The sequence below is a fragment of the Aggregatibacter actinomycetemcomitans genome, from assembly GCF_023518055.1.
Lineage (GTDB): Bacteria > Pseudomonadota > Gammaproteobacteria > Enterobacterales > Pasteurellaceae > Aggregatibacter > Aggregatibacter actinomycetemcomitans.
This window is the reverse complement of sequence record NZ_CP085096.1, coordinates 1416199-1435090: the sequence shown is the minus strand read 5'-3', so window position 1 is coordinate 1435090 and position 18892 is coordinate 1416199. Positions and strand designations below refer to the sequence as shown.

21 protein-coding genes, 1 tRNA gene and 1 pseudogene are annotated in these 18892 nt (G+C 42.9%); 11 read left to right on the top strand and 12 right to left on the bottom strand.

All coding sequences use genetic code 11. The features are described from left to right. The first annotated feature begins 888 nt into the window (after positions 1–888). A complete protein-coding gene (gene uraH / locus LIN98_RS07185) occupies positions 889–1302 on the top strand; it encodes a hydroxyisourate hydrolase (RefSeq protein WP_005539234.1) in 414 nt (137 codons plus the stop codon). A 193-nt stretch (positions 1303–1495) separates the two neighbouring features. Then, positions 1496–2446 carry a DUF7689 domain-containing protein gene (locus LIN98_RS07180; RefSeq protein WP_005545964.1) on the top strand — a complete coding sequence of 317 codons (951 nt, stop codon included), beginning with the start codon at positions 1496–1498 and terminating at the stop codon, positions 2444–2446. Positions 2447–2950: 504 nt separating this feature from the next. On the opposite strand, the gene LIN98_RS07175 is transcribed toward LIN98_RS07180, so the two are convergent. The 5 genes from LIN98_RS07175 to LIN98_RS07155 form a co-directional block, all read right to left on the bottom strand. Next, entirely contained in the window at positions 2951–3127 is a 177-nt protein-coding gene (locus LIN98_RS07175; RefSeq protein ID WP_005545966.1) for a helix-turn-helix transcriptional regulator, read from the bottom strand. 18 nt (positions 3128–3145) lie between these two features. Then, positions 3146–3355, bottom strand: a complete 210-nt coding sequence (locus tag LIN98_RS07170; protein WP_005592075.1) for a hypothetical protein — start codon at positions 3353–3355, stop codon at positions 3146–3148. After that, positions 3328–3525 (bottom strand): hypothetical protein, encoded by a 198-nt coding sequence (locus tag LIN98_RS07165; RefSeq protein WP_005592077.1) that lies wholly within the window; start codon positions 3523–3525, stop codon positions 3328–3330. Before LIN98_RS07165 ends, LIN98_RS07170 begins: the two co-directional genes overlap by 28 nt. Positions 3526–3610: 85 nt before the next feature. Further along, the gene (locus tag LIN98_RS07160; protein ID WP_005572271.1) at positions 3611–4267 is read right to left on the bottom strand and encodes a P22AR C-terminal domain-containing protein; all 657 of its coding nucleotides are present in this window, start codon (positions 4265–4267) and stop codon (positions 3611–3613) included. A 443-nt stretch (positions 4268–4710) separates the two neighbouring features. Next, positions 4711–4935: a hypothetical protein gene (locus LIN98_RS07155; RefSeq protein WP_005545968.1), complete on the bottom strand. Its 225-nt coding sequence runs from the start codon at positions 4933–4935 to the stop codon at positions 4711–4713. Positions 4936–5172: 237 nt separating this feature from the next. Here LIN98_RS07155 and LIN98_RS07150 point away from each other — a divergent pair, with 237 nt between their 5' ends. Together LIN98_RS07150 and LIN98_RS07140 are read left to right on the top strand one after the other, a co-directional pair. Next, the gene (locus tag LIN98_RS07150) at positions 5173–5439 is read left to right on the top strand and encodes a phage baseplate plug family protein (protein ID WP_061869853.1); all 267 of its coding nucleotides are present in this window, start codon (positions 5173–5175) and stop codon (positions 5437–5439) included. 190 nt (positions 5440–5629) lie between these two features. Next, positions 5630–5989 carry a contractile injection system sheath initiator gene (locus tag LIN98_RS07140; RefSeq protein WP_005572282.1) on the top strand — a complete coding sequence of 120 codons (360 nt, stop codon included), beginning with the start codon at positions 5630–5632 and terminating at the stop codon, positions 5987–5989. A 25-nt stretch (positions 5990–6014) separates the two neighbouring features. Here the strand turns inward: LIN98_RS07140 and LIN98_RS07135 are convergent, their stop codons facing one another. Further along, positions 6015–6434: a type II toxin-antitoxin system HicB family antitoxin gene (locus LIN98_RS07135; protein WP_014167744.1), complete on the bottom strand. Its 420-nt coding sequence runs from the start codon at positions 6432–6434 to the stop codon at positions 6015–6017. Between the two features lie 51 nt (positions 6435–6485). Beyond that, positions 6486–6668: a type II toxin-antitoxin system HicA family toxin gene (locus LIN98_RS07130; RefSeq protein ID WP_005578509.1), complete on the bottom strand. Its 183-nt coding sequence runs from the start codon at positions 6666–6668 to the stop codon at positions 6486–6488. Between the two features lie 500 nt (positions 6669–7168). Between LIN98_RS07130 and LIN98_RS07125 the strand changes: the two genes are divergently transcribed. The 3 genes and pseudogenes from LIN98_RS07125 to LIN98_RS10515 all read left to right on the top strand — a co-directional run. Further along, positions 7169–8335 carry a phage tail protein gene (locus LIN98_RS07125; protein WP_005590091.1) on the top strand — a complete coding sequence of 389 codons (1167 nt, stop codon included), beginning with the start codon at positions 7169–7171 and terminating at the stop codon, positions 8333–8335. After that, the gene (locus LIN98_RS07120) at positions 8335–8946 is read left to right on the top strand and encodes a DUF4376 domain-containing protein (RefSeq protein WP_005590093.1); all 612 of its coding nucleotides are present in this window, start codon (positions 8335–8337) and stop codon (positions 8944–8946) included. Before LIN98_RS07125 ends, LIN98_RS07120 begins: the two co-directional genes overlap by 1 nt. After that, positions 8927–9115: pseudogene (locus LIN98_RS10515) on the top strand (hypothetical protein); the annotation flags it as partial. The gene LIN98_RS07120 and the pseudogene LIN98_RS10515, both read left to right, overlap by 20 nt. On the opposite strand, the gene LIN98_RS07115 reads toward LIN98_RS10515, so the two are convergent. From LIN98_RS07115 to dcuC, 5 genes are all read right to left on the bottom strand, one after another. Further along, a complete protein-coding gene (locus LIN98_RS07115; protein WP_249856098.1) occupies positions 9099–9932 on the bottom strand; it encodes a tyrosine-type recombinase/integrase in 834 nt (277 codons plus the stop codon). The pseudogene LIN98_RS10515 and the gene LIN98_RS07115 overlap by 17 nt on opposite strands. A gap of 190 nt (positions 9933–10122) precedes the next feature. Then, complete coding sequence (guaA, locus tag LIN98_RS07110) at positions 10123–11682, bottom strand: glutamine-hydrolyzing GMP synthase (protein ID WP_005590096.1); 1560 nt, start codon at positions 11680–11682, stop codon at positions 10123–10125. Between the two features lie 31 nt (positions 11683–11713). Then, a complete protein-coding gene (locus LIN98_RS07105) occupies positions 11714–11980 on the bottom strand; it encodes a type II toxin-antitoxin system RelE/ParE family toxin (RefSeq protein WP_014167746.1) in 267 nt (88 codons plus the stop codon). 11 nt (positions 11981–11991) lie between these two features. Continuing rightward, positions 11992–12264: a type II toxin-antitoxin system RelB/DinJ family antitoxin gene (locus LIN98_RS07100; RefSeq protein ID WP_005539223.1), complete on the bottom strand. Its 273-nt coding sequence runs from the start codon at positions 12262–12264 to the stop codon at positions 11992–11994. A gap of 254 nt (positions 12265–12518) precedes the next feature. Next, positions 12519–13871 carry an anaerobic C4-dicarboxylate transporter DcuC gene (dcuC, locus tag LIN98_RS07095; RefSeq protein WP_005545994.1) on the bottom strand — a complete coding sequence of 451 codons (1353 nt, stop codon included), beginning with the start codon at positions 13869–13871 and terminating at the stop codon, positions 12519–12521. 206 nt (positions 13872–14077) lie between these two features. Between dcuC and LIN98_RS07090 the strand changes: the two genes are divergently transcribed. The 4 genes from LIN98_RS07090 (at position 14078) to infB (ending at position 18793) form a co-directional block, all read left to right on the top strand. After that, positions 14078–14154 (top strand) — tRNA-Met (locus LIN98_RS07090). 155 nt (positions 14155–14309) lie between these two features. Beyond that, positions 14310–14765, top strand: a complete 456-nt coding sequence (gene rimP, locus LIN98_RS07085; protein WP_005569409.1) for a ribosome maturation factor RimP — start codon at positions 14310–14312, stop codon at positions 14763–14765. A gap of 23 nt (positions 14766–14788) precedes the next feature. Beyond that, positions 14789–16285: a transcription termination factor NusA gene (nusA, locus tag LIN98_RS07080; RefSeq protein ID WP_005569410.1), complete on the top strand. Its 1497-nt coding sequence runs from the start codon at positions 14789–14791 to the stop codon at positions 16283–16285. Between the two features lie 15 nt (positions 16286–16300). After that, the gene (infB, locus tag LIN98_RS07075; protein WP_014167747.1) at positions 16301–18793 is read left to right on the top strand and encodes a translation initiation factor IF-2; all 2493 of its coding nucleotides are present in this window, start codon (positions 16301–16303) and stop codon (positions 18791–18793) included. Positions 18794–18892 lie beyond the last annotated feature (99 nt).

The window sequence follows — 18892 nt, the reverse complement described above, 5'->3', positions numbered from 1 at the left end:
CTCCTGAAATAAGCGGCTGAAGATATAAAACGCTTTTAGTATGAGTTTTATGTCGCACACTACAAGGCATCATCTGTCAATGGTGGACTAGGTAGAAGTCCGCAGGGATGCGACGCAGTAAACCGCTTACTGTTAAGACCAATTCTGCTTAGTTCACCACCTTTCTTTTAATTATACTTCTTCCTTGTTAATAGGTTTTCAATATCTTAGGCTAGTAAATTTAGGTTTTTACTAGCGAACGGTTTTTAGCTAGAAATGCTAGGTGGGCTATGCCTTATGATTTTCAAAGCATTCTAGGAAAATTTTCTAAAAAAGATCCATTTATTTTAATTCTGAAAAATTAGGGCTGGCAGTAAGAGGGTAACGCATTGCTTACTTCTTTCAAGTCAACTGACTCTTTACGTTTTCGAAAGGTCATTTTTATCTTATTCCTATCCCTGTAGGATTTCAGGTAGTAAAGCCGTTGATGAATTTTGGCGAAGATTATTTAAAGCCAATGGATAGGCGCAGTACGTCATTATTGTATGAGCGACTTAAATAACCAATTTGGTTACGGTAAGTAATAGCAGAATTAGTATGATAATATACAATTTTAGCTAAGAAAGATTTATACTTTACACTAATCCTATGTCTAATAAAGTCCATCTTTGATTTTGAAATGAACAGGGAAATCGTATTTTTTTATAAATTTCTTTTTTCTATAGCGCTGTTTTATCTGAATAAATTCTGTATTGTGTATTTTATTCAGTGAGTAGACTAAGTCAATTTTAAAATAAATTTTAATTATTTGTTAAATTTGTGAACTAGATCACATTTATAATGGGAATTAAAATGTGAAATAACAGTCTAACCTAAAACCTTGTTTTAAAATTATACACGGAGGATTGAATGAATTTAAAGAGTAAAGTAGCTGGGCTAGCAATGATGTTTGTTGTATCAAGTAGTTTTGCTACAACATACCAGTTGAGTACGCATATTTTAGACATTAATAAAGGAGTGCCTGCACCGAATGTTGGAATTGAGTTGTATAAATTCAATGAAAAAACTGAGGATTGGGTGCAGGTGGCAAAAACTGTCACAGATGGAAATGGTAGAGTTAAAGGATTATTGCCGCTTCAGGACGGAAAAGATAATAAAGGTATCTATAAACTAAAGTTTCAGGTAAAGCAATATCTCGAACAATTATATACGAAGAGTTTTTACCCATTTATTGAAGTACCTTTCGAATTAAAGGATAATGCGCATTATCATGTGCCGATTACACTGTCTCCTTATGGTTACTCTACATATAGAGGTAGCTGAGCTTGTTCTTAGGTAAAGAAAAAACGCCTAATTAGGCGTTTTTTAGATTTTCCTTCACAGTGTCATTGCTAGACTGGCTGGCTGGTGTCGAGCTAATATTTAGGTATGTAGTATTATGTTATGACTTATGAATAGTACTAGCGAAAGAAAAATTTAGGTAGATAAAGTAATTTTTACAATTAAAGGAGATTGTATGAAATCACGTGACATTATGTATTTGTCAGGGCTTTTAGAAAATGATTGTAAGAATATTCCGACATTTTCTAGACCTCTAGATGAAAGTGAGCGTATTATCTATAAAGGTTTCTTTCCAAACCTTAACTTATCCACGGCTAAAGCTACTAGCATTAGTACTGAATGTTATAATTGTGTTGCTTGGACTCTGGGTATAACTGATGACTGGTTGTGGCCTGAATTTCACGCATATACGACGGATAAAGATACAACGCTTGAAGATTTTGATAAGTTTTACGAAAAAATGGGATTTGTTCGGGCAGCTAGCGACAAAGAAGCGCATATTACCGCCTGGGGAAATACTACACCTGAAGGTAAATTATATATGACACATGCTTCTGTAACTTATCCAGATTATCAAGGACAATGGGAATCAAAATTGGGTAAGTTTATTAGAATGAAGCATGATCCAAATGATTTACAAGGTAATAGTTACGGTAGGCGCGTTGCTTATTATAAGAAAAGCACTACTCAAGATTTATTACAAACAAGGCTACGCTTAATAAAAGAAAGACGTCCTGTTACCTATGACGAGGCTATAAAGCTTAATAGAAAGTTAGTAATGTTACCTAAGGCGCTTATTGATAGCTTTGATAATAAGTATGAGTTTTGGAAAGAAACTTGGGATGATTCGTCTGATGTATTGGCTACGTTCAGTTCAAATCCTACAACTTTTAAATTATCTAACGAATATCAAGAATTAGTTAAACTGGGTAAAAACAGTGATATCTTACCACTCATTGTTTTGAGGCTTCTGTTTTTTAAAAATGATTTCTTTGCGTTACAGCTTTATGATGAATTACAAGCAAATAAAAGTTTGGTTGTTGAATATGATGATAATTTTCACCTGTTAGAAGGGGAAAAAGGGCGAGCTCACTTGACAGTTAAAAAATATATCTCTTCGCTTTAGTTTTATTTTTAATTAGCCAGAGTTAGTCAGTTTTTATTTTAAGGGAAAAGGCTGCTTAAATTAGTCCTAGTAGCTACGTGAATTAGCTTGCTTCACTAGGAAGGTAGTTGTAAATATAAGTGAAAAAATGCATCAATTCAGAATGAAGTGGTACCCTGCTAACGATAGAAGCTTAATTTGATATATAAGATTGTTCGCTTATAAAAAATTTTTAGGTGTTAGAACCTTAGATATCTGATGGCACTGGAGTAAAAACCTGATATAGATCGTGTGTTGAACGATGTTGTACATTTGATGCTAAAGTGCCCTACTTGGGTATGCTAATTACGTAAGAGCGGTAATTATATAAAACGAATTTAAATAAACAGAAAATTATATGAAATGGGGAAGTATTCCCCCCACTCGATTATTTATCGGCGACATAATGCAATGATTTATCAATGAATAAAATTGATATTGTTTATTCTATACCGTCATTTTTACCGTCGTTGGAAGAAAATGCCATCAAGAACGTTCAGCAAGCCAAGTATCAATATCAGATTTTCTCCACGCTACACGCCCCATGGACGCTTTAACACTTTTGGGGAATTTACCTTGTCTCATCATACGCCAAATTGTTGTGTCGCTCAAGCTGGTGACTTCAATCACCTTAGCTTTACTTAATAGTTTTGGTTGTTCCATTATGCTTCTTCTCCATCTTTATTTTTTTAAAATATCCGGCACTTCAACGATTTTTAACTGTTCCGGTTTTACATCTTTATATTTGATCCAATACTGAACTATTTCTAACGCTTCTCCTTGAGTTACGGTTTCGCGCGTCTCCATAACCACATTCCATTCTCGTCGAAATTGGCATTCAAGCACAATATAGCGTTTGCCATCTATAACCTGTAATTCTTGTCTATCCATTCCGCTTTGGCCTTGGCTTCCCACTCAGCGGAGATTTGCTCACTCATATCGTTATCGCAATAATCTGTTGTGTTATCTGCGTGAGCGGGTAGAGTGATTAATGCGACGGCGTATAACATCATCACGCCGGTGATAATCGCCAAAAGTGCGGTTGTAATAATTTGTTTCATGGTAGTTTCCTTGTTAGTTAAAAGCTGAATTTGAGGTGTAAAAATCCGCCGCAGCTTAAAAAGTGCGGTCGGATTTTTGGGTGTTTTAGATGGTGGTTTCGACTTTGCCGAAGATTTTTTCGTTAAAGCTGCGGATATGCTTCAGTACGCGCCAGTTTGTTTCTGGATCTGCTTCAATGTCGACGGTGATACGTTTCACGACTTCGTTGAAGCGGCGTAGTGTGTTGCGATATTCAACAGCATTATCTCTTGCTTCGACGGCGAATTTTGAACCGATGGCAGCAAGCGGGCTGTAAAGCTCGTGCAGCAGGTTGTTGTTGCGTCGGAATGCGAAGCACGCCCAAGCGACGGTTTGCAGTTCATATTCCGTTAGCGTGACGGTATATGTCTTCTCCGGTTGCGGCAGGGCAAGTTGTTTCGGCTGTTGGGCTTCGCGGTCTAAAATATCCAGCACCCAGCGGCGGAAGTCTTTGGCTACTTTGGTGTGGCTTAACATGCCGATGAGGTGTGCGCCGCGCAAGGAGAAGATGCGCACTTTTTGGATTCCGCCATTTGTCCGCATATCAATAAGTGCGGTCATTTGTGGGGTGAATTCGTCGGCGTGGCGGTCGTAGATATTTTTGACCGACTTAAAAGGATCTGAATAGCCTAATGCTTTTCCAATCTCTGTAACCGTTAGCCAAATTTGATTGTTTTGATGAATAGCCGAAAGAGTTGTGCTTTGAAAAGTTAATGTAGTCATTCTGACTGTCTCCGTGTTTAAGTTTTAAAACTTCATCACGAGTAACGCCAATTACTGGTGATGAACTGATCAAGGTTGGCGTACCGTAACACGGTGTAAACGGCGATCTTTCGATCCCTCAACCAGTTCATCATTGACTACTTTTGAAAGGGGGGTATCAAATTGATGTACCCCTTTAAAGGGTTTGATTTGCTGATTTTCGGCTATAAAAAAATCGCCATTTAGGCGACTATAATTTCTAACCGCCGTGTTATTCAGGACGCCAATCCCGACTTTCTGTTGAAAGTGGGGTTAGTTTACTGAATTGAGCGGTGGGTGTCAAATAAAAAATCCCACGTTGTAAAGTGGGATTTTGAAAATTTAGTGTTTTGCTGCTTGGTTAGCGAAGTATGCCCAACCTATCATTACAGCTGCAAATACTGCTAACCCGAATGTTAAGCCCATTATTGCACCTCCTCTTTCATTTTTCTGAATTTGCGACCTGCGAACAGACCACCATAAATCCCCAAGCAAAGCAGAATGCTGTTTAGCAATTTTATGAGGATTGGATCTTTGCCATAAAGAATAACAGGAATAGCCAAAATTGCAACTTTTGCCACATCTACCGAAAGTTTCGCCCAATCATCTAAGGTTTCTTTCTCAAAAGGGCGTTTAGCGATGTTCCACATTGGCTTACTCCGTTTATATTCAATCCTGTGGTTATCGTAGTGTGAAGTGGGGTGGTTGTCAATACTATGGCAACATTGAACCAATTAACGCGGTGGCGACTTGTTTTCGCAATCCGCCGCAAAAACGCAACAAGGCAATACACAGCCGATCGCAAAAGAGCCGAAAAAAACGACCGCACTTTATAACTTAGGTGGAAATATAGCAGGTAAGATTAAGCGTGGTTTAGGAGTGTCGCAATGAAACAAATTCCCGTAACCCAATTCCCCCACCAAGAACAAACGTTCGAATTTAACGGAACCAAGATTCGCCTCACGCTTCGATTTAACAGTGTGGGGCGTTTTTGGGCAATGGATGTATTTGAGCCGGTGAATCAAAAACAAATTTGCACAGGTCAAGCGCTTGCTTGCGGCGTTCCTTTACTTGTCCGCAGTACGCAGCCTTATTTTTTCTTCCTTGAAGATGAAAGCGGTGCGGAGTTAGATCCGATGGAAATATCGGATTAACGCTAGAATGTGCGGACGGACATCAAGCCTATACGAAATCTCGGGCAACAACGACACTTAACACAAAACAAAAAGGCGAGCTGCATTCGACGGGCGCAATTAGTAGCGATACCGACGTAAAAGCGGCGGGTATTTCCGGCAAGTCACATACTCACCGGGGCGACAGCGGCGGAACAACAGGAACACCACAATGACAACAAGAGTAAGACGGCTGGATAAAAATCACGATTGGACGTTTGGGCAAGGTTTTTCGAACTACGCCACCGAATCTGAAGCTATCGCACAGAATGTACAAACCCGCCTTTGGTCGTTTGCCAATGACTGGTTTCTAGATCTGGAACATGGCTTGCCGTGGCTTGAACAAATGGGGCGCGGTGTGAATCTGGCGGATTGGGAAATTAAAATAAAGCGGCATGTACTGGGAACGGAAGGAGTGTCAAAAATTACCGATTATCAGGCGGATTTTGAACCCGATTCGCGCAAGCTGACAATCTCAATTGACTATCAAGACATTTACGGGCAACAACAGACCGCACGCTATACAGCTTAAAGTGCGGTCAAATCGACCGCATTTTTTAATGAACCGATAAATTAATTTCGCGCCCTAATTTTTTAAAGGCTTTTTCAACAAAATCAATTTTGGATGGGTGGCGAAAATCTAATAAGCGATCGACTTGCGGCATGTGAACATCAAGACGGCGCGCCATTTCAGCTTTTCGCACACCTTGTGCGAGCATTTCATTGAGTAAGAAGACTTTTAGTGAACGCAATAAGGAAAGCGGAACCATATACTGCCCATCTTTTGGCTGGCTTGGCATTGGAATTGGGCGTTTATCATCAAAATAAAATTCAAGGGCGGTTTCTAAACCTTCTTCCGCTTCAAGTAGTGCGCTTTCAATATCTTCACCTACACTTGCCATTTCGGGAATGTCGGGGCAAGTGACAAGGAATGTACCGTTATCATCCGGGGTGATTTCAACAGGGTAGCGTAACATGGTTTCTCCTTAAATCGTTTGAGAAAACGCCCCTTTTCAGAGGCGAAAGACTTATTTTAAGTTTAAGTCTTTTTTGATTTTGTGAACTAAGCCGGTACCGATTTCTTTACTACCATGGTAGGGAAAGACAGTTTGGCACTCATTCAACGTTACCTTGCGATGACTTCCGCGCTTGGTTGCTTCGACTTTGCAGCCTTGCTCAAGCAAGTATCGCAAGAATTCACTGTATTTCATCGGGGTACCTCCTTTGCTATACAGTGAGGATAGAATACAACAAATTTGTTGTATGAGCAACATTTTTGTTGTGTTTTTTAAGTGATGATTTATTTGATAAACTTTTTTCAAAAGCCTGTTTAAAACGTAGGTTTTTTTAATAATGGAATCTGCGACGCAGATCGCAAAATTGAAATAAATTTGAGGGAGAACTTACGGAAATGTCTTGGGTTTTGTAGAATGGGCGTTTCTATTTTTTACTAAGGAACATATCTATGAACACAACCAACATTATTGCCGGAATTATCGTTATTTTAATTTTATGCAGCCCTTTTGCATTGATTTACTGGATAGTCAAGAAAATCAAACAGCGTAGAGGGCAAAAAACGTATTTAAAATCGGTATGACGCGCCGTTTACACAAGACTACAATAAAGGTTCTTGCGTACAGTTTGACGGCTTAAGCTATCGCGCACTAAAAGCAAACCAAAACAACCAACCAAATGAAGCTAATTCGCAATATTGGGTGCGTTGGGGCTTACGCTAACTGAAATTGCCCGTGCGACATTAACTCAATACGGCTTAACCCAACTTTATACCGGTTACGACAGTCAGCGCGAGGATTTGGCATTAACGCCTAAAACTGCATTTTTGCTAAAACAGCTTATTGATTCCAATACAAGAGCTCTAGGTGATGTTATTCCGAACAGCAAAAAATCTGATGAAGTGAATAGTAACTCGTCTGATACTGTAGCGACATCAAAAGCGGTCAAAACGGCTTATGACAAAGGCGTTGAAGCGAAAACCGCAGCAGATAATGCACAACATACGGCAAACTCTGCTGAAAATATCGCAAATAATGCTAATGATAACGCAAACGGGCGTGTGTCAAAGAGCGGCGATACAATGACAGGCCAGCTTTCGGTTCCAAACATTATTACTAAGCACCACGGCACGGGCGGCTATCATAATCAATTTGACATGCAAGCCCCATTTTTCGTTGATGCGGTAGGTTATACACGCGAATCAACATTCCATCCTTTTATAAAAGGCAAAGTTAGAACAAAAGGAGACTGGGGAGCAGTCTTTTCGATAGGATATACGACGAAGCAAACCGGATATTACGAGAATGGTGAATTTGGACGCGGAGTTATAAATTTAAACGAAGATAACGGAACTTTTAAAAACTGGGAGTTTGAGCATAACGGTACATTCCGGTCGGCCGGTGATGTAGTAACATCAACCGGCAGATCATTAAATAGTACAATCTACAAAGAAGGCAACCCACACGATATTGCCCTGTCATGGCTAACAGATGGATTAAAAGTCCGCGTTGATACAACAGATTTGGGAAGAGTGACGTTTCGACACGATTTCCAATATCAAAAAATCGGCAATTTTGAAATCCGCAGGTATCCAGACGGGACGATGATTCAAACATACATTATCTATCAGAACGACTTAAAAGATTTCAATGATGAAAAATCATTTAACTGGGCCCAGGCATTTATCGACACGCCAATTGTCATCCCATTTATTACCACAGAAGTTAATGATGCACATGATTGCGGTGTAAACATTTTAACTAAATCGAATCATGCCACAGTATTTTATCGCGAATATGAACATGGTCATCCTGACCAGGGCAATGTACGCATCCAATTTTACGCAATCGGGAGATGGAAATAATGGCAATTTATTATAAAGACGGTTTCTATAACGATGAAAATGGCGGCTATGTACCGCAAGGTGCAGTAGAAATCACCGAACAAACCTACCGCACTTTACTTGAAGGACAATCTGCCGGTAAACAAATTATTGCCGACAGTGAGGGCAAGCCAATTTTAGTTGAACCACAGCCAAGTCATTTGCATGAATTCAAAAACGGCAAGTGGATAATTTCAGAGAAAAATAAGACCGCACTTTTGCTGGAACAGCGTAAAACAATTTGCGCCAAAATCAATCAACTGCGTGATGAAAAAACTGCGGGCGGGGTGTATGTGGAAAGTATCGGTAAGTGGTTCGATTCGGATGACAAAGCGCGCGCGAACGTCATTGAGCTGAAAGCAGCGTTTGATGTGTTGGGTGATGAAACGGTGCCGTGGACGACGTATGAAAATGATGTTGTCATGATGGACCACGAAAAAATGAAAGCGTTATTCAAAGAATTGAAAGATTCCAAGCTGCACAATCATCAAGTTGCAACAAAGCACAAATTAGCATTGGAGCAGTCAGCGGAGCCATTAAACTATAATTATTCAACCGGATGGAGCAAAACCTATGCAGATAAAGAAAATTAAAATTTGGGGCTATCATGTTGTCGTGGCAATTGATCAGTTATTTAATGCGCTAATCGGCGGAGCGGCAGACGAAACATTGTCAAGCCGCACTTACCGCGGGGCAATGTTGGCACCTAAACCGCGCAAGCGTTGGCGCGTGTTGTATCGTCTGATTAGACATTATGCGTTCGTTTCGCTTTCATTCTTTCTGCCGGAATCGTCCACACCTTATTTTTAAAATCTACTTCATCCCAAGTCGCATTAATGAGTTCACCTTTTCGCACAAGAGTTAGCAAGATAAATTTTACTGCTTTTTTCAGTGCGAAATCCGATTGAGTGTTTTCAAGTGTGCTAAAAAAGAGTTTTATTTCTCTCGGGGTTAGAACGCGTTCGCGCTTTTTGAACGTTGCAATAGATGAATTTGCGATTTCATCGGCTGGATTTGGCAGTTTATGTCCGCGCTGAATCGCATATCGGTAGATATTCGCGATTAAATCCCGTACGAAAATGGCCGTGGAAGGCGCACCGCGATCTTTAATTTTATTGCAATGGCGGCGGATTTCATCCGTAGTGATTTCGGTCATTAAGCGATTCCCAAACGTGCCTTTAATATCTCGTTCGTAAGTGGCCACGCGGAGGGCTTTTGTACTTTCTGCCAGTTGCACCTCCTCAAGGTATTTTTCAGCGAAAGCGGAAAAGCGATCTGCATTGCGGATAAGGTCTTTTTGATTACGCTTTTCACCGGCAGGAGAAATGCCTTCACTGACCTGCTTCCTTGCGATCATTAATTTTTCGCGCGCTTCTGCGAGATTTATTCCGTCGGCGCCGTATTTACCGATAGTTAATGTTTCGCGTCTACCGTTGATTCTGTAGTCGTAACGGAATGTGATAGTCCCTGCGGGAGTGACTGATACATAAAGCCCGTCACGATCAGCGACTTTATAGAGTTTATCTTTTGGTTTTAGTGATTTGATTTTTGAATAGGTGAGCATTTTTATTACGTCCATTATACCGTCTGAAAAGTGTCGGTATTTTTGATCTTTTTGGATTGTGTTTCAATACACACCGTCAAAAATAACGCAATAAAAATGAAATACTATGAAATGGTATGAAACGCCATGAAATAACAAAACCCCGACAGAGAGGGGCTTTATAACTATTTTGAAACGTCATGAAATGTTATGAAATGCGGAAATATTATTCCCACTCAATCGTTGCTGGTGGTTTTCCGCTGATGTCATATACCACACGGGAAATGCCGTTTACTTCATTGATAATGCGATTGGAAATTCTGCCGAGCAAATCATAAGGCAGGTGTGCCCAATGTGCGGTCATAAAATCGATCGTTTCTACGGCGCGCAGGGAGATAACCCAGTCATATTTACGCCCGTCGCCCATCACACCTACCGATTTCACCGGCAGGAATACGCTGAAGGCTTGGCTGGTTTTCGCATACCAACCGTTGTTATGCAATTCTTCGATAAAAATTGCATCGGCGCGACGTAATAAATCGCAGTATTCTTTTTTCACTTCGCCGAGTACGCGCACCCCTAAACCCGGGCCGGGAAACGGATGACGGTTGATCATTTCTGCCGGTAAGCCTAATGCCAAGCCGATTTTGCGCACTTCGTCTTTGAATAGTTCGCGTAACGGCTCAACTAAGCCTAATTTCATGTAATCCGGCAAGCCGCCTACGTTATGGTGGGATTTGATCACATGGGCTTTGCCGGTTTTGCCGGCGGCGGATTCGATCACGTCAGGATAAATGGTGCCTTGCGCGAGCCATTTTACGTTGGTGAGTTTTTTCGATTCGTCGTCGAACACATCCACAAACACTTTGCCGATAATTTTACGTTTTGCCTCAGGGTCGGAAACGCCCGCCAACTCGCTCAAGAAACGGCTTTCTGCATCAACACGGGTAATGTTCAAACCGAATTTATCGCCGAACATTTCCATCACCTGAACGCCTTCGTTTAAACGCAATAAACCGTTATCCACGAACACGCAATGTAAGTTTTTGCCGATAGCGCGATGTAATAACAGCGCCACCACGGAAGAATCCACGCCGCCGGATAAGCCTAAAATCACTTCGTCATCACCTACTTGCGCTTTAATGTGCGCCACGGCATCTTCAATGATGTTTTCTGCCGTCCATTTGGTTTCGCAACCGCAAATGTTTACTACGAAATTGGTTAATAATTCCAAGCCTTTTTTGGTGTGGGTTACTTCAGGGTGGAATTGCACGCCGTAGAAACGACGATTTTCATCAGACATGGCGGCAATCGGGCAGGTCGGCGTGGTGCCGGTGATTTGGAAGTCCTTCGGCAGGCGGGTAACTTTATCGCCGTGGCTCATCCACACATCTAATTTGCTGTCGCCGTCATTTAAATGGGCAAAAAGTGCGGTCGGATTTTCTATTAAAACGGAGGCATAACCGAACTCGCGGTGATCAGAGGTTTCCGTTAAGCCGCCAAGCTGCATTGCCATGGTTTGCATACCGTAGCAAATGCCTAATACCGGCACGCCGGCATGAAAGACATATTCCGGTGCGCGCGGGCTGTTTTCTTCCGTGGTGCTTTCCGGACCACCGGAAAGAATAATCCCCGTTGGGTTGAAATCACGGATTTGTTGTTCGGTCACATCCCACGCCCAAAGCTCACAATACACCCCGATTTCACGCACACGGCGGGCGATGAGTTGGGTATATTGGGAACCGAAGTCGAGGATGAGGATTTTATGGTTATGGATGTTGGTCATGGTTTTCTCTAATATGTAATGGATATGAATTTTATTTAAACACTTCCGAGTGAGAATTTAGCCTTGCAAAATAGAGGGTGTCTGCTTCTATTTTGTAAATTAAAATGAGATCATTTTTGATGTGGCAATCTCGAAATCCCTGCCAATTTCCTTGCAAAGCATGATCTTTATATCGTTCGGGTAGGGATTTTTGATTGAACAGGCAATATAAAACCTCTGCATATTCCGGACCGGATTGAATTTCGACCGGAATTTTTTTTAAGTCCCGTTTATATTCTTTTGATAAAACGTAATCCATGAAAATCCTTTTTATTTGCTTAAATCACGAATTTTTTGTTGAAATTCATCAAAGGAATCTACGCTAAATCTTTCCCCTTTTCCGCTCATTAATTCATTGATTGCATTAGCTGTTTTTGTATTCGGCTGATAATCCAAACTGAGCGGAATTGTGTTGGTTTTGGCAATTTGGGTCAAAAACATATTTAACACCTGAGCGGGCGTTAAGCCATAGCTTTTAATGACGTTAAACGCTTGCTCTTTGATGTCGGCTTGAGTACGGAAATTCACTGCGCTATCTAACATAATTTTTTCCTACATGGTGAAATACGAGGAAATTATACGTCAATCGTATTGCAATGCAATACAAAATAGCGCGAATTTTAACCGCACTTGCTTATGATTTTTTGTCTCTCTTGTAAAACGGTGGCGCATTCTACCACTTCCCTTGAATAACGTAAACGATTGCGGTGTTTTGGCAAACAAAAGTGCGGTGGATTTCACGGGTGTTTTTTTAGTGTAGAAAAACATCGGGAAAAACCACCGCACTTTACGGTGAATTAGGCGGGAATGAATAACTCTGTGGCGATAACCACACAAATGAAACCCACCGCCATCGGCACGGACATTCGTTTTACGATTTCAAACGGAGAGATTTTCGCCATGCCGGACACCGCGACCACTACGCCAGACACCGGTGATAAGCCGCGACCTAAGTTGGAGGCTTGTAACATCGGAATAGTTAAATAAGCCGGATTGGCGCCCATTTGCGCCGCCAGTTTCGGGATCAGTTCGGCGAAAGCGTAGAATGCCGCGTTGCCGGAGCCGGTCGCCATGGTGGCTAAAATGGTGATGACGGCGAGTACTAACATCATAGTTAAGCTGCTGCCACCGAAAGATTGGGCGGAATCAATGAGATTGGTGATAAAACCAATAGTGCTTAAACTTTGTGCGAATACGCCTGCGGCGACCAATAGCATCACCACGCCGGCAAAGGCGTCCGCCATGCCGCGATAGGCGACCACCAAGTTATCAAAGGTTTTCTTCGCGCTGAAGTTGCGGGCGAAATCAATCACAGCGGTAATGATAAAACACAGAATAATGATGGTCACGATGTGCAGTTTCGGTAACCCGAATTTACCATCGAAAAGTAACACGCCGATGATGGGTAAAAGCGGTAGAATCGCGTAGAAATTCGGCGCGATGGTTTTGATTTCGGACGCGTCAACCCGTTCGATTTTAATGCCTTCTTTGCGATCCAAATAACGTTGCCAGAAAAAATGGGCGACGGCGATGCCGCAAATGGCGAAAAGGGAAACCGGCAGGCTAGTGCCGAAAGCAAATTCGCTTAATGGGATTTGGGAGATTTCGGCGGATAACACCACATCACCGGAGGTCGGTGACAAAATAATGGAAATCGGTGAGGCACAAATGGCTGCCGCCGCACCTCGAGAGATGCCGACATTGACCATGACGGGGAACAGGGTCGCCATTAACAATACGCCTAAACCTGTGGCAGAGGCGACCGCAAAGGACATCAGGCACGCTAGAAAATAGGCGAACACCATTAAAATATATGGCGAACGAATATTTTTTAAGGGTTTGGAAACCAGTTTGACCACCACGTCGTTGGCGCCCAAATGGGTCATGTAGGCGGAGAAGCCGCATAAAATCATGATCATTAAACCCAAGCCGCCGGCGCGATTTGACAGTAAATGTTTCACATATTCCAGAATATCAAAATAGGCGGAGCCGGTGCTTTTGACGTTTTCCGGCAAAATGGAATGCCCCAATAACACGGAAATCAATAACAGCGCCAAGCCGCCGAACATTAATACGCCTGTCGCCGAATAGCCTTTTACGATGTAGTAGGCGACGGCGACAATGGCGATTAAACCGATAATTAAATCCATAATTGCTCCTTAGATGGTGAGATTTATTCGTAGAACATTGAATGTAGCGAAAAAATAAAGCCACTGCAAACGGCTTTATGTACAAAGTTTGAAGTGGATCATAAAAAGTGCGGTGGATTTTCGCGATGTTTTTTTATGTTGACTTTTGCTGAATTAAACCTTGCTATTTTCATTACAGATAACTATAATACGCCACATATTTCGGACGCGGGGTGGAGCAGCTTGGTAGCTCGTCGGGCTCATAACCCGAAGGTCGTCGGTTCAAATCCGGCCCCCGCAACCAATCACAAGTTCAGTAAAAAGAACCCCAATTTTGGGGTTTTTTTATACGATAAATTTGTTGTTTAAATATCAAATAATTAATTATAACTGTTTGATAATTATTGAAAACTGGGCTGTAAGCCCTTTTTTTACGTCTATCGTTTGAGGGAGGTTGTTTTGGCAACTTTGGAACAAAAATTACAGGATTTATTACAAGGCTCGGTGGAAGATTTCGGTTGTCAGCTTTGGGGCATTGAATGCCAGCGTGTCGGTCGTTATTTAACCGTGCGTTTGTTTATTGATAAAGAAGGCGGTGTGACGGTGGAAGATTGCGCCGATGTGAGCCGTCAGGTGAGTGCAGTGTTAGATGTGGAAGATCCTATTGCGGATAAATATAACCTTGAGGTTTCCTCACCGGGGTTGGATCGCCCGTTGTTTACCTTTGCACAATATGCCCGTTATGTTGGGCAGGAAATCTTGGTGCATTTGCGCATTCCGGTGGCGGATCGTCGTAAATGGCAAGGGGAATTGGCGAAAATTGAAAATGATATGATTACGCTGATTGTGGATAAACAGGAACAGATTTTAGCGTTCGGTAATATTCAAAAAGCTAGCGTTGTCGCGAAATTTTAAATTTAAAGAAGGATAGAAACAGCATGAGTAAAGAAATTTTATTAGCGGTAGAAGCCGTATCCAATGAAAAATTATTGCCACGCGAGAAAATTTTTGAAGCGTTGGAAAGTGCAATCGCCCTCTCAACCAAGAAAAAATACGAATATGACGTAGATGTTCGCGTCGCCATTAATCCAAAAACCGGCGAATTCGACACCTTCCGTCGTTGGGTTGTGGTGGAAGAAGTGAATAATCCGACTAAAGAAATCACGTTGGAAGCAGCACGTTTTGAAGATCCTGACGCGCAAGTGGGTGATTATGTGGAAGATCAAATTGAGTCCATCGCCTTTGACCGTATTACTATGCAAACCGCCCGTCAGGTTATCAGTACCAAAATTCGTGAAGCGGAACGCAGCAAAATCGTTGATCAATTCCGCTCCAAAGAAGGTCAAATTATTACTGCTACCGTGAAGAAAAGTAACCGCGACAGCGTTATTTTAGATGTGAACGGTGAAGACGGTAACAAAGCGGAAGCAGTCATGTTACGCGAAGATATGTTACCGCGTGAGAATTTCCGTCCGGGCGACCGTGTGCGCGGTGTGTTATATAAAGTCAGTCCGGAAAATAAAGGCACTCAATTGTTCGTGAGCCGCGCCAAACCGGAAATGTTGATTGAATTATTCCGTTTGGAGGTGCCTGAAATCGGTGAAGAATTAATCGAAATCAGAAGTGCCGCCCGTGATCCGGGATCCCGTGCGAAAATTGCGGTGAAAAGCAATGATAAACGTATTGATCCGGTGGGCGCTTGCGTAGGTATGCGTGGTGCGCGCGTTCAGGCAATTACCAATGAATTGGGCGGTGAGCGCGTTGATATCGTACTTTGGGACGACAATCCGGCACAATTTGTGATTAACGCCATGGCGCCGGCAGATGTGAGTTCCATTGTGGTGGATGAAGATAAACATGCCATGGATATTGCCGTCGAAGAAGTAAATCTGGCGCAAGCCATCGGTCGTAACGGGCAAAACGTGCGTTTGGCGACCCAATTAACCGGTTGGGTGTTGAACGTAATGACCACACAGGAACTCAATGCGAAACACCAAGCGGAAGATGACAAAGTGTTGAACTTGTTCATTGATACATTAGAAATTGATGAAGAATTCGCCCAATTATTAATTGATGAAGGTTTCTCTACGTTAGAAGAATTGGCTTATGTTTCCGTCAGCGAATTGACTGCCATTGACGGTTTGGAAGACGAAGATTTGGTCGAAGAATTGCAAACCCGTGCGAAAAACGCCATTACGGCACAAGCCTTGGCGGAAGAAGAAGCTTTGAAACAAGCGAAAATTGAAGATCGTTTACTCAATCTTGAAGGCATGAATCGACATATCGCATTTAAATTGTCGGAAAAACAAATCACTACGCTGGAAGAACTTGCAGAGCAAGGCGTTGATGATTTAGCAGATATTGAAGAACTCGGTGCCGAACAAGCTGCTGATTTAATCATGGCAGCCAGAAATATTTGTTGGTTCACTGAGTAATAGAGGAGTGAGAAGATGATAGAAGAATTAAAAGGCGCGCCGAAGAAACTGAGTTTGCAGCGTAGAACGAAAACCATTGTTAGTGGTACCAGCGCTTCCGGCAAGAGTAAAGAAGTGCAGGTGGAAGTGCGTAAAAAGCGCACTATTCCGACAGAAGCCGCACAAAAAGCCGAAGAAGCGGCAAAATTGAAAGCCAGACAAGAAGCCGAGCAAAAAGCGGTAGAAGAAAAAGTGCAAAGAGAGAAGGCGGTGAAAGAAAAAGAAGCCGCTGAAAAAGCAAAACAGGCACAGGCCACTAAGGCACAAAGTGCGGTCAATAATCAAGTTAAATCTGTGGATCCGGAAAAAGAGAAACGCAAAGCGGAAGAAGCGGAATTACGTCGTAAAGCGGATGAGTTAGCCCGCCAAAAAGCGGAAGAACAAGCGCGTAAAGCAGCAGAAGAAGCGAAGCGTTACGCGGAACTTTCCGATGATAATCAGCACAACAGCAATACGGAAGATTACTCCGATTACAATTTAACCTCCAGTTATGCCCTGGAAGCGGAAGATGAAGAAGAGCGCCGCAATGAAGGTCGTGGTCGCGGCAAAAATAAAGTGACCAAAGCCAAAAAAGGCGGACGTGATGATGACAGCAACAAAAATGAACGCGAGTCTAACCGTCGTAATCAAAAAGATGTGAAGGGCGGCAAAGGCAAACAAGCGAAAAAAGGCAGTGCACTACAACAAGCCTTTACCAAGCCGGCGCAGGCGGTGAACCGTGATGTGGTGATCGGCGAAACCATTACTGTTGCCGAACTTGCCAATAAAATGGCGGTAAAAGCCACTGAAGTGATTAAAACCATGATGAAAATGGGCGCCATGGCGACTATCAACCAAGTGATCGACCAAGAAACCGCACAATTGGTGGCGGAAGAAATGGGTCACAAAGTGATCGTGCGTAAAGAAAACGAGTTGGAAGAAGCGGTCATGAGCGATCGTGATGTGGACGCCGAATTGGTCACCCGCGCACCGGTGGTGACTATCATGGGGCACGTTGACCATGGTAAAACCTCCTTACTTGACTATATTCGTAAAGCCAAAGTGGCGGCAGGCGAAGCAGGCGGGATCACGCAACATATCGGTGCGTACCATGTGGAAACCGACGATGGCAAAATGATCACTTTCTTAGATACGCCAGGACATGCGGCGTTTACTTCCATGCGTGCGCGTGGTGCGAAAGCGACGGACATCGTGGTGCTTGTGGTTGCCGCCGATGACGGCGTGATGCCGCAAACTATCGAAGCGATCCAACACGCCAAAGCGGCGGGTGTGCCGATTGTCGTTGCAGTAAACAAAATTGATAAACCGGAAGCCAATCCGGAACACGTCGAGCAAGAATTATTGCAATATGACGTTATCGCCGAAAAATTCGGTGGTGACGTGCAATTCGTGTATGTTTCCGCGAAAAAAGGGACCGGTGTTGACGAATTGCTTGAAGCCATCTTGTTGCAATCTGAAGTGCTTGAATTAACCGCCGTGAAAAACGGCATGGCGACAGGCGTGGTAATTGAATCCTACTTAGATAAAGGTCGCGGCCCGGTAGCTACCATCTTAGTTCAATCCGGTACTTTAACCAAAGGCGACATTTTGCTTTGTGGTTTCGAATACGGACGTGTGCGTGCAATGCGCGATGAAAACGGCAAAGAGATCGACGAAGCCGGTCCGGCAATTCCGGTGGAAGTGTTAGGGCTTTCCGGCGTACCGGCGGCAGGTGATGAAGCTACCGTAGTGCGTGATGAGAAAAAAGCGCGTGAAGTGGCGTTATACCGTCAAGGTAAATTCCGCGAAGTGAAACTTGCCCGTCAACAAAAAGCCAAACTGGAAAATATGTTCAGCAACATGGCGGAAGGCGATGTGGCGGAATTAAACGTCATTGTGAAAGCGGACGTACAAGGTTCCGTGGAAGCTATCGTTCAATCTTTAATGGAGCTTTCAACGGACGAAGTGAAAGTGAAAGTGGTTGGCTCCGGTGTAGGTGGTATCACTGAAACCGATGCAACGTTAGCCGCAGCTTCTAACGCCATCATTGTCGGCTTTAACGTACGTGCAGACGGCTCCGCCCGCCGCATTATCGAAAGCGAAAATATCGATTTACGTTACTATTCCATCATTTATGAATTGCTCAACGAAATCAAAGCGGCAATGAGCGGCATGCTTCAACCTGAATTCAAACAAGAAATCATCGGTCTGGCAGAAGTGCGCGATGTGTTCCGTCATCCGAAATTCGGTGCGATCGCCGGCTGTATGGTGACCGAAGGTGTCGTGAAACGTAACAACCCAATCCGCGTATTGCGCGACAATGTGGTGATTTTTGAAGGCGAACTGGAATCCCTCCGCCGCTTCAAAGACGACGTTTCCGAAGTGCGTAACGGCATGGAATGCGGTATCGGCGTGAAGAACTACAACGATGTGAAAGTCGGCGACCAGATTGAAGTGTTTGAAGTGGTTGAGGTTAAACGTTCGATCTAATTTTTAATCTAAAAGAGCGGTCAAAATTCATAGTGTTTTGACCGCTCTTTTACATAGGATATAAACACCATATTCCATCAAAAATAACTTGACAGCTAG

Coding starts and splice junctions, on each gene's coding strand:
- LIN98_RS07180 (WP_005545964.1), top strand. CDS start 1,496: ATGAAATCACGTGACATTATGTATTTGTCAGGGCTTTTAGAAAATGAT.
- nusA (WP_005569410.1), top strand. CDS start 14,789: ATGAGTAAAGAAATTTTATTAGCGGTAGAAGCCGTATCCAATGAAAAA.
- LIN98_RS07130 (WP_005578509.1), bottom strand. CDS start 6,668: ATGAAATACAGTGAATTCTTGCGATACTTGCTTGAGCAAGGCTGCAAA.
- LIN98_RS07150 (WP_061869853.1), top strand. CDS start 5,173: ATGAAACAAATTCCCGTAACCCAATTCCCCCACCAAGAACAAACGTTC.
- LIN98_RS07170 (WP_005592075.1), bottom strand. CDS start 3,355: ATGGATAGACAAGAATTACAGGTTATAGATGGCAAACGCTATATTGTG.
- infB (WP_014167747.1), top strand. CDS start 16,301: ATGATAGAAGAATTAAAAGGCGCGCCGAAGAAACTGAGTTTGCAGCGT.
- LIN98_RS07155 (WP_005545968.1), bottom strand. CDS start 4,935: ATGTGGAACATCGCTAAACGCCCTTTTGAGAAAGAAACCTTAGATGAT.
- uraH (WP_005539234.1), top strand. CDS start 889: ATGAATTTAAAGAGTAAAGTAGCTGGGCTAGCAATGATGTTTGTTGTA.
- LIN98_RS07120 (WP_005590093.1), top strand. CDS start 8,335: ATGGCAATTTATTATAAAGACGGTTTCTATAACGATGAAAATGGCGGC.
- dcuC (WP_005545994.1), bottom strand. CDS start 13,871: ATGGATTTAATTATCGGTTTAATCGCCATTGTCGCCGTCGCCTACTAC.
- LIN98_RS07105 (WP_014167746.1), bottom strand. CDS start 11,980: ATGGATTACGTTTTATCAAAAGAATATAAACGGGACTTAAAAAAAATT.
- LIN98_RS07140 (WP_005572282.1), top strand. CDS start 5,630: ATGACAACAAGAGTAAGACGGCTGGATAAAAATCACGATTGGACGTTT.
- LIN98_RS07175 (WP_005545966.1), bottom strand. CDS start 3,127: ATGGAACAACCAAAACTATTAAGTAAAGCTAAGGTGATTGAAGTCACC.
- LIN98_RS07160 (WP_005572271.1), bottom strand. CDS start 4,267: ATGACTACATTAACTTTTCAAAGCACAACTCTTTCGGCTATTCATCAA.
- guaA (WP_005590096.1), bottom strand. CDS start 11,682: ATGACCAACATCCATAACCATAAAATCCTCATCCTCGACTTCGGTTCC.
- LIN98_RS07135 (WP_014167744.1), bottom strand. CDS start 6,434: ATGTTACGCTACCCTGTTGAAATCACCCCGGATGATAACGGTACATTC.
- LIN98_RS07100 (WP_005539223.1), bottom strand. CDS start 12,264: ATGTTAGATAGCGCAGTGAATTTCCGTACTCAAGCCGACATCAAAGAG.
- LIN98_RS07115 (WP_249856098.1), bottom strand. CDS start 9,932: ATGGACGTAATAAAAATGCTCACCTATTCAAAAATCAAATCACTAAAA.
- LIN98_RS07165 (WP_005592077.1), bottom strand. CDS start 3,525: ATGAAACAAATTATTACAACCGCACTTTTGGCGATTATCACCGGCGTG.